The organism is Paraburkholderia sp. AV2, assembly GCF_054968425.1.
On sequence record NZ_JBANLK010000003.1, the window covers coordinates 204,802 to 220,537 of the forward strand.

At 64.9% G+C, this 15,736-nt stretch carries 14 protein-coding genes; 11 read left to right on the forward strand and 3 right to left on the reverse strand.

Translation table 11 applies throughout. The features are described 5' to 3' along the window. Positions 1–518 precede the first annotated feature (518 nt). The 6 genes from V8683_RS03880 to V8683_RS03905 all read left to right on the forward strand — a co-directional run bounded on the left by V8683_RS03880 (position 519) and on the right by V8683_RS03905 (position 6,326). The gene (locus V8683_RS03880) at positions 519–1,649 is read left to right on the forward strand and encodes a branched-chain amino acid ABC transporter substrate-binding protein (RefSeq protein ID WP_411190667.1); all 1,131 of its coding nucleotides are present in this window, start codon (positions 519–521) and stop codon (positions 1,647–1,649) included. 138 nt (positions 1,650–1,787) lie between these two features. Further along, complete coding sequence (livH, locus tag V8683_RS03885; RefSeq protein ID WP_411190668.1) at positions 1,788–2,714, forward strand: high-affinity branched-chain amino acid ABC transporter permease LivH; 927 nt, start codon at positions 1,788–1,790, stop codon at positions 2,712–2,714. Between the two features lie 7 nt (positions 2,715–2,721). After that, the gene (locus V8683_RS03890) at positions 2,722–4,002 is read left to right on the forward strand and encodes a high-affinity branched-chain amino acid ABC transporter permease LivM (RefSeq protein WP_411190669.1); all 1,281 of its coding nucleotides are present in this window, start codon (positions 2,722–2,724) and stop codon (positions 4,000–4,002) included. Then, the gene (livG, locus tag V8683_RS03895) at positions 3,999–4,769 is read left to right on the forward strand and encodes a high-affinity branched-chain amino acid ABC transporter ATP-binding protein LivG (RefSeq protein ID WP_411190670.1); all 771 of its coding nucleotides are present in this window, start codon (positions 3,999–4,001) and stop codon (positions 4,767–4,769) included. Before V8683_RS03890 ends, livG begins: the two co-directional genes overlap by 4 nt. Next, positions 4,769–5,470, forward strand: coding sequence for an ABC transporter ATP-binding protein (locus V8683_RS03900; protein ID WP_411190671.1), 702 nt, complete (start codon positions 4,769–4,771; stop codon positions 5,468–5,470). Before livG ends, V8683_RS03900 begins: the two co-directional genes overlap by 1 nt. Before the next feature lie 262 nt (positions 5,471–5,732). Continuing rightward, entirely contained in the window at positions 5,733–6,326 is a 594-nt protein-coding gene (locus V8683_RS03905) for a DUF4337 domain-containing protein (RefSeq protein WP_411190672.1), read from the forward strand. Positions 6,327–6,369: 43 nt separating this feature from the next. On the opposite strand, the gene V8683_RS03910 is transcribed toward V8683_RS03905, so the two are convergent. Both V8683_RS03910 and V8683_RS03915 read right to left on the reverse strand, forming a co-directional pair. Next, on the reverse strand, positions 6,370–6,813 hold the full coding sequence (locus V8683_RS03910; protein ID WP_411190673.1) for a hypothetical protein: 444 nt from the start codon (positions 6,811–6,813) through the stop codon (positions 6,370–6,372). 186 nt (positions 6,814–6,999) lie between these two features. Then, the gene (locus V8683_RS03915) at positions 7,000–7,470 is read right to left on the reverse strand and encodes a DUF2501 domain-containing protein (protein WP_411190674.1); all 471 of its coding nucleotides are present in this window, start codon (positions 7,468–7,470) and stop codon (positions 7,000–7,002) included. A 611-nt stretch (positions 7,471–8,081) separates the two neighbouring features. On the opposite strand from V8683_RS03915, the gene V8683_RS03920 reads away from it, so the two are divergent. Next, a complete protein-coding gene (locus V8683_RS03920; RefSeq protein ID WP_411190675.1) occupies positions 8,082–9,170 on the forward strand; it encodes a transposase in 1,089 nt (362 codons plus the stop codon). A 51-nt stretch (positions 9,171–9,221) separates the two neighbouring features. Here the strand turns inward: V8683_RS03920 and V8683_RS03925 are convergent, their stop codons facing one another. Beyond that, the gene (locus tag V8683_RS03925) at positions 9,222–10,712 is read right to left on the reverse strand and encodes a mannose-1-phosphate guanylyltransferase/mannose-6-phosphate isomerase (RefSeq protein ID WP_411192475.1); all 1,491 of its coding nucleotides are present in this window, start codon (positions 10,710–10,712) and stop codon (positions 9,222–9,224) included. Between the two features lie 520 nt (positions 10,713–11,232). Between V8683_RS03925 and V8683_RS03930 the strand changes: the two genes are divergently transcribed. The 4 genes from V8683_RS03930 to V8683_RS03945 are packed head-to-tail and all read left to right on the forward strand — an operon-like array spanning position 11,233 to position 15,706. Further along, the gene (locus tag V8683_RS03930; RefSeq protein ID WP_411190676.1) at positions 11,233–12,612 is read left to right on the forward strand and encodes an undecaprenyl-phosphate glucose phosphotransferase; all 1,380 of its coding nucleotides are present in this window, start codon (positions 11,233–11,235) and stop codon (positions 12,610–12,612) included. Positions 12,613–12,649: 37 nt separating this feature from the next. Then, positions 12,650–14,068: a UDP-glucose dehydrogenase family protein gene (locus tag V8683_RS03935; RefSeq protein ID WP_411190677.1), complete on the forward strand. Its 1,419-nt coding sequence runs from the start codon at positions 12,650–12,652 to the stop codon at positions 14,066–14,068. A 31-nt stretch (positions 14,069–14,099) separates the two neighbouring features. Continuing rightward, positions 14,100–14,543, forward strand: a complete 444-nt coding sequence (locus V8683_RS03940) for an arsenate reductase/protein-tyrosine-phosphatase family protein (protein WP_411190678.1) — start codon at positions 14,100–14,102, stop codon at positions 14,541–14,543. Continuing rightward, the gene (locus tag V8683_RS03945; protein ID WP_411190679.1) at positions 14,531–15,706 is read left to right on the forward strand and encodes a polysaccharide biosynthesis/export family protein; all 1,176 of its coding nucleotides are present in this window, start codon (positions 14,531–14,533) and stop codon (positions 15,704–15,706) included. Before V8683_RS03940 ends, V8683_RS03945 begins: the two co-directional genes overlap by 13 nt. The last annotated feature ends 30 nt before the right edge of the window (positions 15,707–15,736 follow it).

Sequence of the window (15,736 nt, forward strand, 5' to 3'; positions counted from 1 at the left end):
GATTAATTGTCTCGAAAATGTGCGATCCGAAAAGAGGTGTCTTGTCTCGATTGAGATCCGCTTATATTATCCGCAATCTTGGATTATATACCCCCGGTAAGCCCCGTCAGTCGGCGATCGGCGGCGCGGCACCCGATTTCTCCAGCATTTTCAACGCGCTTCGATCATTCGGGCTCTATTGGCCGTCGCCAATACTCGACGCGATATCGGAATAAACCCTTGGTTGCGACCGCAATCGTTTATTGTTAGCATCCGCGGGTCGCTGATTGAGTCCGGATCACCTTTCCGGTACGAAATGCAGTGAACGGGGCAGGCGGATCGCTTGCGCAATAGAGGCGGTATCCACCCAGTCTCTCCGAACTCGGCCGCTACAAGGCGGTTGATACATGCCGGGCCCCGTCGCGTCTTTTCTCCGGCCCGTCCTTGTTGTTCTCCTCGGCAAGTCCCTTGGGGTGCTGTTCGTTTGCGCAGGTCAATCTGTCTGACCGGTTGACCCGAAAACAATCGAGGAGCTCCAGATGACGCCGTTCTCTCGCCTTACCCGCCTTACCTCCATTTCTCTCGCCGCTGCGCTGCTCACTTTTGGTGCATCCGCGCATGCCGATACCATCAAGATCGCCATTGCCGGCCCGTTCAGCGGCCCGGTCGCCCAGTACGGCGACATGGTCAAGGCGGGCGCGCTCACGGCCATCGACCAGATCAACGCCGCCGGCGGCGTGAACGGCCAGAAGCTCGAAGCCGTGCTGATGGACGACTCGTGCGAGCCGAAGCAGGCCGTCGCCGTGGCGAACAAGATCGTCTCGCAGCACATCCAGTACGTGGTTGGCCACGTCTGCTCGGGCTCGACGATCCCCGCTTCGGACATCTACGAGAACGAAGGCGTGGTGATGATCACGCCGTCGGCCACCGCGCCGCAACTCACCGAAGGCAAGAAGCGCCAGTTCATTTTCCGCACGATCGGCCGCGACGACCAGCAAGGCCCGGCCGCCGCCGCGTACATCATCAACAAGGTCAAGCCGAAGAAGGTCGCGATCCTGCACGACAAGCAGTCGTACGGCCAGGGCATCGCCACCTCGGTGAAGGCCGCGCTCGACAAGGCGCACATTCCTGTCGTCGTCTTCGAAGGCATCAACGCGGGTGATTCGGACTACTCCGCAGTCGTCACGAAGCTCAAGTCGCAGGGCGTGGACTTCGTCTACTTCGGCGGCTATCACCCGGAAATGGGTCTGCTGCTGCGTCAGTCGCGCGAGCAGGGCGTGAAGGCGACCTTCATGGGACCCGAAGGCGTGGGCAACAAGGACGTGACCGCGATCGCCGGTCCGGCTTCGGAAGGCATGCTCGTCACGCTGCCGGCCGACTTCGCCTCCGACCCGGCCAATGCGAAGCTTGTGAAGGCATTTGCCGACGCGAAGCGCGACCCGAACGGCCCGTTCCAGATGCCGGCCTACGCCGCTGTCGAAGTGATCGCGGATGGTATCGCGGGCGCGAAGACCACGGATCCGACCAAGGTTGCCGCGTACCTCCACCAGCACGCGTTCGAGACGCCCATCGGCAAGGTCGAGTACGACGCGCAGGGCGACCTGAAGTCGTTCCATTTCGTCGTCTACACGTGGCACAAGGACGCCACGAAGACCGTCGCCGCCAACTGATTCCGGCGCGTGGTCTCTACGCCCCGTTCCCCGTCGCGACGGGCGGGGCGTTTTTCGATCCGGGCCTGTAGCTGGGCCCAATCGTGTCCCAACCGGTCCCGTCGGCCCTTAATGGCCTTGTTGCCGCGAGGCTTACGCATGAATGATTTTCTTCCGCAGTTCACCCAGCAGCTCGTCAACGGGCTCACGCTGGGCGCGATCTATGCGCTGATCGCCATCGGCTACACGATGGTCTACGGCATCATCGGCATGATCAATTTCGCTCACGGCGAGATCTACATGATCGGCGCCTACGTGGGCCTCGTCACGCTCACGGCGATCGGGACGACGGCGGGCTATCCGCTGCCGCTCGTGCTGGGCGCGGCGCTTATCGTCTCGGTGCTCGTCACCGGACTCTACGGTTTCGCGGTCGAGCGCGTGGCGTATCGGCCGCTGCGCGGCGGTCCGCGCCTCGTGCCGCTCATCTCCGCGATCGGCATGTCGATCTTTCTGCAGAACTACGTGCAGATCGGGCAGGGCGCGCGCGACGTTTCGGTTCCCGAACTGATTTCCGGCGCGCTCGACTTCAACATGGGCGGCAACTTCGAGGTGACCATTCCGTATGCGCGCATGCTGATCGTCGGCGTGACGCTCGTGCTGATGGCCGCACTCACGCTCTTCATCGGCCGCTCGCGCATGGGCCGCGCCTGCCGCGCCTGTGCGGAAGACATGAAGATGGCGAACCTGCTCGGCATCGACACGAATCGCGTGATCTCGTTCACGTTCGTGCTCGGCGCAATGCTGGCCGCCGTAGGCGGCGTGCTGATCGGCCTCACGATCGGCAAGCTCAATCCGTATATCGGCTTCGTCGCGGGCATCAAGGCCTTCACGGCGGCCGTGCTGGGCGGCATCGGCAGCATTCCGGGCGCGATGCTCGGCGGCGTGCTGCTGGGCCTTGCCGAAACCTTCGCTTCGGGCTACATGCCGGCCGAATACAAGGACGTGGTCGCGTTCGGCCTGCTCGTGCTCGTGCTGCTGTTCCGTCCCACCGGCCTGCTCGGCAAGCCGGACGTCGAAAAGGTGTGAGGTCGATATGAGCCAGACTGTTTCGGTTCGCGTGGCCGCGCACGGTCCTTCTTCGTCGCAGACGGTGAAGGGCGCGTTCGCGGCGGCCCTCGCCACTCTCATTCTCACCGCGCCCATCCTCGGCCTGCAGCTCACGCTCGACGGCTACCAGGTGGTGCTGCAGCAGCATTGGCGGCCCGTCTGGGTCGCGGCGGCGGTCGTGTTCGTGTTCCAGCTCGTCAAGCCGTCGTTCCGGCGCGTCGTCAGCAACGTCGGCGGCTTGCGCCTGCCCGCGCTGCCCGTGCTCGGCGCGCGGCGGCAACGCGTGGCGATCTGGGTGCTGCTCGCGTTCGGCCTCGTGTTCGCGTTTATCGGTTCGCGCGGCGCCGTGGACGTCGCCACGCTGGCGCTGATCTACGTGATTCTGGGTCTCGGCCTGAACATCGTGGTCGGCTTCGCGGGCCTGCTCGATCTCGGCTACGTGGGCTTCTATGCCGTGGGCGGCTACACCTACGCGCTGCTCAACCAGTACTTTGGCCTGAGCTTCTGGGAGTGCCTGCCCCTCGCCGCGCTCGCCGCGGCTACGTTCGGCTTCCTGCTGGGCTTTCCGGTGCTGCGCTTGCGCGGCGACTACCTCGCCATCGTCACGCTCGGCTTCGGCGAGATCATCCGCTTGCTGCTCAACAATCTCACGAGCATCACGGGCGGCCCGGACGGCATCTCGGGCATTCCGAAGCCCACGGTGTTCGGCTACGAGATGGCGCGTCACGCGAGCGTGGAGGGCGCGAAGACGTTCCATGAGCTGATGGGCTGGGAGTACAACGGCGAGCATGTGGTGATCTTCCTTTACCTCGTCGCGCTCGTGCTGGTGGCGTTCACGTTGTTCGTCACGAGCCGCCTGCTGCGCATGCCGATGGGCCGCGCGTGGGAGGCGCTGCGCGAGGACGAGATCGCGTGCCGCTCGCTGGGCCTGAACCCCACGCGCGTGAAGCTTTCGGCGTTCACGCTGGGCGCTTCGTTCGCGGGCCTCGCCGGCGCGTTCTTCGCGGCGCGCCAGGGGCTCGTGACGCCCGAGTCGTTCACGTTCATCGAATCCGCGCTGATTCTCGCCGTGGTGGTGCTGGGCGGTATGGGCTCGCAGTTGGGCGTGGTGCTCGCCGCCATCCTGCTGACCGTCCTGCCCGAAGTGGCGCGCGGCTTCGCCGAGTACCGGATGCTGATGTTCGGTCTGGTGATGGTGCTGATGATGATGTGGCGTCCGCAGGGCCTGTTGCCCGCGAGCCGTCCGCATGTGGAGTTGCCGCGATGAGCGCAGAACAGTTGTTGAAAGTATCGGGCCTCCAGATGCGCTTCGGCGGCCTGCTCGCGGTGGACGGCATCGATTTCGACGTGCGCGCCGGCGAGGTCTTCGCGATCATCGGTCCGAACGGCGCGGGCAAGACCACGGTGTTCAATTGCGTGGGCGGCTTCTACAAGCCGACCGCAGGCGAAATCCGCCTCGCCGGCAAGGCGATCACGGGCCTGCCGAGCCATCAGGTGGCGCGGCGCGGCCTCGTGCGCACCTTCCAGAACATCCGTCTCTTCAAGCAGTTGACGGTGCTGGAGAACCTGATGGTTGCGCAGCACCTCAAGGTGAACCGCAACATCCTGAGCGGCCTTTTCACGACGCCCGCGTACCGGCGCGCCGAGCGCGCGGCGCTCGAACACGCGGCGCAATGGCTCGATCGCGTGGGGCTGAAGCATGTGGCGAACCGCGAGGCGGGCACGCTTTCGTACGGGCATCAGCGCCGCCTCGAAATCGCGCGCTGCATGATCACCGGGCCTCGTCTCCTGATGCTCGACGAACCGGCTGCGGGCCTCAACCCGCAGGAGAAGATCGAGTTGCAGCAGATGGTGGACGGACTGCGCAACGAGTTCGGAATTTCCGTACTCCTGATCGAACACGACATGAGCCTCGTGATGGGCGTGTCGGACCGCATTCTCGTGATGGAGCACGGCAAGCCGATCATGATCGGCAAGCCTGAAGCCGTGCGCAACGACCCGCGCGTGATCAAAGCGTATCTCGGAGAGGACTGATGCTGAAGCTGGAACAGGTCCATACCCACTACGGCGCGGTAGAGGCGCTGGCGGGCGTGTCGATCGAAGTGAACAAGGGCGAGATCGTCACGCTGATCGGCAGCAACGGCGCCGGCAAGACCACGCTCATGATGACCGTGTGCGGCACGCCGCGCGCGTCCTCGGGCCGCGTGACGTTCGAAGGCGAGGACATCACGCGCAGGCCCACGCACGAGATCATGCGTCTTGGCATGGCGATCTCGCCCGAGGGGCGCCGCGTGTTTCCGAGCCTGACCGTGCTGGAAAACCTGCAGATGGGCGGCTTCTTCGCCTCGCAGCATGAGATCGAGGCGGGCCTCGAGCACGTCTTCAAGCTGTTTCCGCGTCTGGAGCAACGTGCGAAGCAGCGCGCGGGCACGATGTCGGGCGGCGAGCAGCAGATGCTTGCCATCGGCCGCGCGCTGATGAGCCGTCCGCGCCTCTTGCTGCTCGATGAGCCGACGCTCGGACTCGCGCCGCTCGTGATCGCCCAGATCTTCGACATCATCCGCACGATCCGCGACGAAGGCGTCACGGTGTTCCTCGTCGAGCAGAACGCGAACAAGGCGCTCAACGTGGCCGACCGCGGCTATGTGCTCGAAACGGGCCGCGTGGTGCTGGCCGACAGCGCCGACAATCTGCTCGCCAACGACAACATCAAGCGGGCCTATCTGGGCGGCTAGATGGCCGGCCAAGGCACGCGCAAGCGGCCCGCGGGATCTCCGTTCGTCGAGCGGCGGTTTCGCGGGCCGCTTCCTTTTGCGCGCCCGCCAGGGGGCCGTGTTGGGCGCCGCGAATCCTTCGTTTCGCTTTCTGTTACGTCGACCCCGTATTTTTTGTTACGGCAATGCCCTGCTGCGTACTGGACAAGTGCGCCGCGCTCACGATAATTGACGCTCCCGAAAGGCAGGCGCGCCTGAGCGGGTTTTATCGGAGAGTGTGGGGATGTCTGATGAGTATGAAGTGCACGGGCCGCACGATCACGCGGTCGAGCACGCCGCCGCCGGTCACGGCGCGCGTGGGGCAGGGGATCCGTTTGCGAGCCGCATGGCGGTGATGACGGCGATCCTCGCGTCGATCGGCGCGATTTTCGCGTATCAGAGCGGGACGAGCGAAAATCTCGCGCTCTATTACAAGAACGAAGCGGCGATCCTCAAGACGGAGGCCGCGAACCAGTGGGCGTATTACCAGGCGAAGGGCGAGAAGCAGAATCTCGCGGAACTGGGCGAGGCGCTTTCGGGCAATACCGGCGAGGCCCACAATCGCTTCGCGGCGGACGCCGAAAAATATCGCCAGCAAAAAGAGCCGATACGCGCGCAGGCCGAAGCACTCGAGAAAGCCGTTGCGCAAAACGACGCGCGCAGCGAGGGGCTCATGCACGGCCATCATCGCTGGGCTCAGGCCACCATGGCCATCCAGATTTCCATCGCGCTCACGGCGATCACGCTGCTCACGCGGCGGCGCTGGCTGCAGTACACGTCGATGGGCATTGCGGTGGCGGGCGCGGTGCTCGGCACGATGGCTTACTTCGGCGTCTGACGAGGATTGACGAGCTGCTGGCGGCGATTGACGGGAACCGACCCTAGCCGCCGCAGACGATGGCCGTGAGCATGAACGGCACGACGGTCTGTACCGTTGCGTCGCTGTTGGCCTCGCGCAGGCGCACCCGCACCGAGTCCGCGGGGGCGGAGACCACCACGCCGTAGAGCGGCGAGTCGATCTCCTTGCCGGAGCCATGGTGAAAGAGCGAGTCGTCGCGCTCGTAGCCGACTACCACGTAAATAGGAAAGCCGAATGCGCTGAGTTGCCCGCCGTGTGCCGGGCGGAATGCGTTGACGGAGTTTGCCTCGACCCGGGTTGGCCGGGGATCGATCGACTTCTCGTCGATCAGCGACGAGATGAAGGCATGCGGGTTCGAGCGGCAGTCGAACTGCTCGTCGAGGCCGTCGGCATGCGCGAATGCGGGCGCCAGCATGGCGGCGAGGCCTGCGAAGAATGCGAATACGGGAGTACGGCGCTGGCTCATGATCGTGACACGACTGCTACACAACACCCGGGATGACCCATTCGACACCCGAACGCCATTCATGTTCAAGCGGCGCGGCACATAAATTGCGCCGCAGTGCGCGCGAGCCCACATCCGGGTCGCGCGCATCGCGCCTCGACTGCGCCTGCAGCGCCGGAACGGCAGGCGCCACGGAGGCTGCCGGCGTTACAGCATCGACTTCCCCTGGGCGAGGATCTTGTCGCAGACCTGGCGCGTGGCGGCTTCCTTGAGGCCGCCGCCCGAAAGATCGACCTGCGAGCCGCTGCCGGAGGTCAGTACGCCTTTGCTGCCCTGGGTGTAGCCGCTATCGGTCGTATTCGCGCCGCCGGGCAGCTTGCTGAGCAGCGAGTCCTTCACGCCGCTCGCGCTGTCCGCACTGAGGTAGTTGTTCTTGATGCAGTACTGGAGCAGACCGGTGACGTTGCCGAGGCTGCCCGACGTGAGCGAGGAGCCCCCGGCCAGCGAGCTCAGGCCGCCGGACCCGCTGTTGCCGCCGAGCGCGCCGAGCGCATTGCCGGCCGAGCCGCTGTTGCCGCTCTGGTTCAGCAGATTGCCGAGCTGGGCGTGGGCCACGCCCACGGGCAGCGCGAGCGCGATGGCCAGCGTGGCAAGGGCGCGAGGCACAGACGTTTGCATACTCCTTCCTCCATCGTGTAATAGGTGCCTCGTAATATAGACGGATTCGGTCGATGGGCGCGCGAAGGTGCTCACGCGCGGCGACACATCACCCGCTATGGGCAGGCGAGGTGCAACCGGTGCATACGCAGGTTTCATCACCTTGTCATTTGTTGCGGGCACAACATAATGCAGGAGAGCCAGGCATTGAGCAGTCATTGCGCATGCACGTGAAGCAGGCCACTTGCATACCGCGCGGGGAGGACGATGCGAGATGCGTGCGAGATGCGATGCGAGCTGGATGGGCAGGAAACATCGTGCTTACAGGCGGTTTCAGCAATATTCACGCCGTACGATGAGGGACTTTGTTTCTAACCGTAACACTTATTACGGCCCTCCTCATCGGCTGGTTTCAGGTGGTATGCTTCCTGCACAAATTCTCCCCTGCACGAGTGAGACCACGTTCTTTGCGTCAATAACGTGAATGCGCGCACTGCCCGAGTGCAGCGTAAGGCGCAAATGAATCCGGTAGATAAGCATATGGTGCAACCGGGCATTCCAACGCGGACAGCCACGATCCGCGCGTGAAGGTCCAGTCACAGCAGCCCCGGTCCGGCTGCGCGGAGAACAGCATGAATTTCGAAGAACTGAGCGACGACGAATGGACGATGGTGTCCTCGTTCATCGCCGATGAACCGCCTATCCGGCTCAATCGCCGCGGCCGCCCCCGCGCCGAGCCGAGGGTGGTGGCCAATGCCGTACTCTGGATTTTGACCACGGGTGAATCGTGGTCGCGCCTGCCCGCGCGTTATCCGTCCGGGCCCACGTGCCGCCGCCGCTTCGACGAATGGCACGTGAGCGGCACGCTTGGCGAGATCGTTCAACGCTTGACCCAGGTCGGGCGTCAATTCGTTTATGTCCCGGAACCTGCGCCCCCTGTTTCGCAGGTTGCGGCGGCACCTGCCGTCGAAGCCGGGCAGACTGCCGAGGACGATGGCCTGCCCGCCGTCTACTGGAAGAGCCCCGAAGCCTGGCAGGCGCCGGCCCCGGCGTCCGCTCCGGCTTTTGCCGATCCGATCGAAAGCATGACGCGCCAGCTCGCGTGTGCGGATCCGGTCGAGCGGGCCAGGTCCGATCGCGCGGAGCGCGCGCCGGCCGTGCGTGCGCGCGCCGACGACGTTGCGGCTGCACCGGCGGCTTTGCCGGGCGCGCAGGCGTTGGGCGTGCCGCACGACGAAAGCCCCGCGGCCGCGCGTCGCGTGCCGGGCGGGAGCAGTGCGCCGCAGCCCGTGCAGGTGGCCGAGTGGCGCGGCTATGTGATGAACCTCGCCGTGCAGCCCGTGCGCAACCGCATGTATCGCGCAGCGGTGGAGATTCTCAAGGACGGCCGGCGTGTCGAACGCTCGGGCCTCATCGGACCGCCGTTCCAGGATCGCGAAACGGCCAAGCATTTCGCCTATGACTGGGCGCGCAAATGGATCGAGCGCGAGTGCTGTGATGCGTCGCATACGGCGTCCGCGGCGCTGCGCGGTACGGTCGTGACGCGTTCCGCGCCGCCCGCGGGCAGCAACGTTCGCCTCGCGCCGCTGCAGCGCTATACCGCGTCCGGCACGCTCTTGCCCGCCGCCGAGGTCCGCGATGCGGACACGGCTGCATGCAGTAACGAACGTCGTGCCACCGAGCCGCATTTCAGGCCTCACGCCAGAACGCACGCAGGCTGACCGCTTGCACCGGCGCATGGCGCCGGTGCAAGCTCGTGCTTACGCCTGAATTCACTGCCGCCCATACTGATCGTCGAGGCGCACGATGTCGTCCTCGCCGAGATACGAGCCCGATTGCACTTCGATGATCTCGAGCGGCATCTTGCCGGGATTTTCCAGCCGGTGCGCCACGCCCAACGGGATATAAGCCGATTCGTTCTCCGACACGATGAAGCGCTCCTCGCCGCGCGTGACGAGCGCCGTGCCGCGCACGACGACCCAGTGCTCCGCGCGATGATGATGCATCTGCAGTGACAGCCGTGCGCCCGGTTCGACGACGATGCGTTTCACCTGGAAGCGTTCGCCGCCGTCGACGCAGTCGTAGTGGCCCCACGGACGATGCACGAGGCGATGCGTATGCGCTTCGCTGCCGTGTTGTTCGCGAATGCGCTGCACGACTTTTTTGACGTCCTGCGCGCGCGAGCGGTCGGCCACGAGCACGGCGTCGGGCGTTTCCACGACCACGAGATCCCGGGTGCCGAGGCAGGCGACGAGGCGTCCGTCGGAGTGCGCGAACGTATCGCTCGCGCCTTCGAACATCACGCGGCCTTGCGCCACGTTGCCCGCGTCGTCCTTGTCCGAGACCTGCCAGACCGTGTCCCAGGATCCGAGATCGGTCCAGCCCGCCGCGAGCGGCACCACTACGCCGTGCGCCACCGAGGGGTCGCTTGCGAGCGGCTCCATGACGGCATAGTCGATCGAGTTCGAAGGCGTGCGCTCGAAGGCTTCGCGTTCGACACGGAAGAAGTCGCCGTCCCGCGTGCCGTGCTCGGTGGCTGCCGCGCAGGCGTCGTAGATCGCGGGCTGAAAGTGACGGATGGCGGCGAGCCAGGTCGAGGCGCGCATGATGAAAATGCCGCTGTTCCACCAGTAGCGCTGCGAAGCAACGTACTGCTGAGCAAGTTCGAAGTAGGGCTTCTCGACGAATCCGTTCAGGCGCCGCGCGCCGCCGGGCTCGGCCGCGGCCAGCGGCTCGCCCACGTGAATGTAGCCGTAGCCCACTTCCGCGCGCGTCGGCACGATGCCCATCGTCACGATATGGCCCGCTGCCGCGTGGCGCACGCCCTCGGCCACGGCCGTCTGGAACGCGTCGAGATCGGCGAGCGCGTGATCCGCGGGCATCACCACGAGGATGCCATCCTGCTGTTCGCTCACCACCGAGAGCGCGGCCAGCGTCAGTGCCGGCGCGGTGTCGCGCCCGGTGGGCTCGAGAATCAGACGGGCGCGCTTGCCCACGCCGCGAACCTGCTCGGCAGTCGTGAAGCGATGCTCTTCATTGCACACGATCAGCAGTTGATCGGTCAGCGCGACGCGCCCGGCCAGCGCGTCCAGACGCGAAGCCGTCTGGGCGAGCAGCGAATGGTCGCCCACGAGGTTGATCATCTGCTTGGGGTGCTGCTCGCGCGACAGAGGCCACAGCCGCGAGCCCGCGCCGCCTGCGAGCACCACAGGGCAGACCTGCAACGCGCTGCGCGAATCGGCAGGGACTTCGGCCGCGCGCATCGATACCGTTGCGGAACCCGTATCCGTCATCTCGTTCTCCTGAAAGGGGTTTCGGTCCAGCGATTTGTAGCATGCTTAAATCGGTAATAAATCGGAATGCAAATAAGAAATCGGAAAATATTCTTTTCAAATAAGTTCAAGGACTTTATGGGGGTATTGATTCTGAAAAAAATAAAGTAAAAATGAATCAATATTCATTGTGAATGCCGTCGCAAACCCGACAAATTGGCTGGAAACAAGGAAAAATGTGCCGAAATCAGATGTCGATGGCGGTCTGATCAGAGGTCTTTGGCGCAAATTTTGCCGAAAAAAACAGGCCAATAATGGTGCGTGAGGCCCGATACATTTCGAGATACTTTTGCGCCTTGCGGGATAAATTTTATCGCGGTTTATTAGGGTTTATTCGGATCCAGTCCAGCAGCGCAGGAAGGGACAAGCGCTGCATTTCCAAGATTATCGAGACGCTGCCACCGGTTCGTACGCGTGGCCGCGTTCCATTTATTTAACCGAGGGGCAGGACATGTTCAGCGTTCTAGCGAGAATCCTTGACGTGGTCGCCATCGCCGCCGGCGCGTTGGCGGCGGCCGCCCTGCATCGCGGAAGCATCGTGCCGCTCGGCGACGTGGAAAGTGTCGCGCTCGCGTTCAACTGCCTGCTCGCGATCTGGATGTTCCCCGCTTTCGGCGTTTACCAGTCGTGGCGCGGCAAGTCGCTCTATGACCTGTTTGCCCGCGTCTGCGCGGCGTGGATCGCCGTGGAGGCGACCGGCATCCTGCTGAGCTTCAGCCTGCACCGCGCCGATTCGCTCTCGCGGCTGTGGCTCATGTGGTGGGCCGTGGCGACGGTGGCGTTCCTGATTGTCGCGAAGGCGCTCGTGTACATGGTGCTCAAGGGCTTGCGCCGCGAAGGCTACAACCAGCGCGACGTGGCCGTGGCGGGCAGCGATCGCTACGGGCGCTTTCTGATCGAGCAGATGAAGAGTCGCCCGGAAGCCGGCTTTCACCCGGCGCTGCTGTTCGATGAGGACAGCGATGCGTATGGCGAGGCCACCGTGGACGGCGTGCCCGTGGAGCGCAATCTTCAGGCCATGGTGCAGCAGGTGCGCGAGCGCGGCATACGCGAGCTCTGGCTGGCCCTGCCGATCTCGAAGGAGCGCACGATCCACCGCATCGTCATGGAATTGCGCAACGACTTCGTGAATATCCGCTTCATTCCGGACGTGCGTGCGCTCTCGCTCTTCAGCCAGCCCGTGGTGGATCTGCTCGGCGTGCCGGCCATCAATCTGGCGGCCTCGCCGATCACCGACCTGCGCGTGCTGCCCAAGCGCATCTTCGACTGCCTCTTCGCGGGCTGCGTGCTGGCCGCGCTCGCGCCGCTTTTCGCCGTCATCGCGATCGCCGTGAAATGCGATTCGCGCGGGCCGGTGCTGTTTCGCCAGCGTCGCAAGGGGCTCGACGGCAACGAGTTCGAAATCTACAAGTTCCGCTCGATGAAGGTGCACGCGGAAGGCACGGGGCAGGTCACGCAGGCGCGCCGCAACGATCCGCGCGTGACGCGCATGGGGGCGTTCCTGCGCCGCACGAGCCTCGACGAACTGCCGCAATTCATCAACGTGCTCAAGGGCGAAATGTCGGTGGTCGGTCCGCGTCCGCATGCGCTCGAGCACGACGACATCTACAAGAACCTCGTGCGCGGCTACATGCAGCGCTATCGCATCAAGCCGGGCATCACCGGCTGGGCGCAGGTCAATGGCTTTCGCGGCGAAACCGACCGCGTGGAAAAGATGCGCGACCGTGTCCGCTTCGACCTGCACTACATGCAGAACTGGAGCTTCACGCTGGACCTGAAGATCGTTGCAATGACGATGTGGAAGGGCTTTGCAGGACAGAACGCCTATTGAGGCGCGGCGCAAACGGACAATCACTTAAGAGGTGGGCATGAATCTGACGATCATAGGCAGCGGTTATGTGGGTCTCGTGACGGGCGCGTGCCTGGCCGATATCGGCAACGACGTGTTCTGTCTCGACGTGGACGCGCGCAAGATCGACCTGCTCAACCAGGGCGTCGTGCCGATTCACGAGCCGGGCCTGAAGGAGATCATCGAACGCAACCGCCGTGCAGGACGCCTGACGTTTTCCACCGACGTGGCGGCGGCCGTCGCCCACGGCGACATCCAGTTCGTGGCGGTGGGCACGCCGCCCGACGAGGACGGTTCCGCCGACCTACAGTACGTGCTGGCGGCCGCGCGCAATATCGGCCGGCACATGACCGGCTTCAAGGTGGTCGTCGACAAATCGACGGTGCCAGTCGGGACGGCCGCGCTCGTGCACGACGCGATCGCCAGCGAGCTGCGCCGGCGCGGCGAGTCGCATATGTTCTCGGTGGTGTCCAATCCCGAGTTCCTGAAAGAAGGCGCGGCCGTGGAGGATTTCGCGCGGCCCGACCGCATCGTGCTGGGCTGCGGCGACGACGTGCCCGGCGAACGCGCGAAGGAGCTGATGAAGCGCCTCTACGCACCGTTCAACCGCAACCACGAGCGCACGCTGTACATGGACGTGTCTTCGGCCGAGTTCACGAAATACGCCGCGAACGCGATGCTGGCCACGCGTATCTCGTTCATGAACGAGCTGGCCAATCTGGCCGACCGCGTGGGCGCCGACATCGAGGCGGTGCGCCGCGGCGTGGGCTCGGACCCGCGCATCGGCTACGACTTCCTGTACGCAGGCTGCGGCTACGGCGGCTCGTGCTTCCCGAAGGACGTGAAGGCGCTGATGCGCACGGCCGAGGATTTCGGCGAGCCGCTGCAGATTCTGCGCGCGGTGGAAACGGTAAACGACGCGCAGAAGCTGGTGCTTGCGCAAAAGATCGTCACGCGCTTCGGCTCCGATCTCACGGGACGCACGTTCGGCGTCTGGGGTCTCGCGTTCAAGCCGAATACCGACGACATGCGCGAGGCGCCCAGCCGCACGCTGATCGCGGAGCTGCTCGCGCGCGGCGCCCAGGTGCGCGCTTACGATCCGGTGGCCACCGACGAGGCACGCCGCGTGCTGGCGCTCGATCTCGCGGCGCAGCCCGAACAGCACGCGCGCCTCGCGTTTTCTGCCGATGCGATGGACGCGGCGAGCGACGCCGACGCCGTTGTCGTCGTGACCGAATGGAAGGTATTCAAGGCGCCGGACTTCGACCTGCTGAAGGCGCGCCTCAAGTCGCCGATCGTGTTCGACGGCCGCAATCTCTACGACCCGCCTGCCTTGCAGGAGCTCGGAATCGAATATCACGCGGTGGGCCGCGCGAGCGCGGCACAGGCGAGCCGGGCGCGCGCCGAAGACGCGGCGCGCGCGGGCGTGACGGCCTGAGCGGGCCGGTCTGCAACACGAGGGAGGTGCCATGTTCAACGACGTGCTGATCGTTTGCCATGCGAACGTTTGCCGCTCGCCGGCGGCAGAGCAGCTTTTCAGGGCGGCCGCGCCGCAGCCGGGTTCGTTTCACTCGGCCGGCCTGCGCGCGCGCGAGGGCGCCGACATGGACCCGATGATGCAGCGCCTGCTCGCCGAGCGCGGTGTCAATGTCGGGATGGGCGCACATCGCGCGCGGCGGCTCACGAGCCGGCTCGTGCGTGCCGCCGATCTCGTGCTCGTCACGGAACGCCGTCAGGTGTCCGAAGTGGAGCGGCTGGATCCGACCGCGCGCGGCAAGGTGTATGCGCTCGGCAATTGGGAGAACTCGGACGTCGCGGATCCGCACGGCCTCCACGAGGAAGCGTACCGCGAGAGTCTCGAGTTGATGGATCGTCTGGTGAAGGGATGGCTGAGCCGAATATGCCAAGGATGAAACTAGCTTGTGTACTGGCGCTTAGCGCCTTCGTGTCGGCCTGCGCCACGGCGCCCGGCAATTATCTCGACACCTCGAGCCTGCAGGAGCAGCCGTCGAATCAGCCGCAGCAGCAGTACACCGTGCACCTGATCGACTCGCAGCTCGTCATGCAGATGGCTCAGGCAGCCGCGTCCGCGCCGCCGCGGCCCCTGCCGCCGTCGCGCTACAGCAGTCCGGCTGACTACGTCTATCACATCGCGCCGCAGGACATTCTGGGCGTGACGGTGTACGACCATCCGGAACTTTCGACGCCGCAGGGCTCGACGTTCTCGACGGGCGGCAACACCACGCAGACGCTGGGGCAGACGCTCACGCAGCCGTACACGAACGCGCTGCCGGGCGAGGCCGACCCCTATGGGCAGACCGTCGCCTCGGACGGCACGATCTACTTCCCGTTCGTGGGCCGCCTGATGGCGGCGGGCAAGACACCGGGCCAGCTTCGCGACCAGATCGCCTCCGGCCTCGGTCCGTACGTGAAGAATCCACAGGTGGACGTACGGGTGCTTGCGTACCGCAGCCAGAAGGTGCAGGTGACGGGCGACGTGAAGACGCCGGGGCCGCTCGCGATGAGCGACGTGCCGCTTACGCTGACCGACGCGATCACGCGTTCGGGCGGCACGACCGACAACGCCGACATCAACCGCGTGCGGCTCACGCGCGACCACAAGCTTTACGTGCTCGACGCGAACCGCATGCTCGAAAAGGGCGATACGAGCCAGGACGTGATGCTGCAGAACGGCGACACGGTCTATGTGCCGGATCGTTCGGATAGCAGAGTGTTCGTCATGGGCGAAGTGAAGACGCCCACCCAGGCGGGCATGATACGCGGCGACTTCACGATCGCGGACGCGCTCACGGCGGCGGGCGGCATTCTCGACACCGACGCCAACCCGCGCCAGGTGTTCGTGATGCGGGGCATGAAAGACAACCCCACCCATCCCGATATCTACCGCCTCGACATGACGAAGCCGGACGCCATCATGCTGTCCTCGCATTTCGACCTCCAGCCGATGGATGTCGTATATGTCGGCACGGCGGCCTCGGCCACCTTCAACCGCTTGTTGCAGCAGGTGCTGCCCACCATCCAGTCCGTCTTCTACCTGAAGGAGATCGTGCAGTGACGCGCATGGCCATCCGGAAGCAGAACGCAC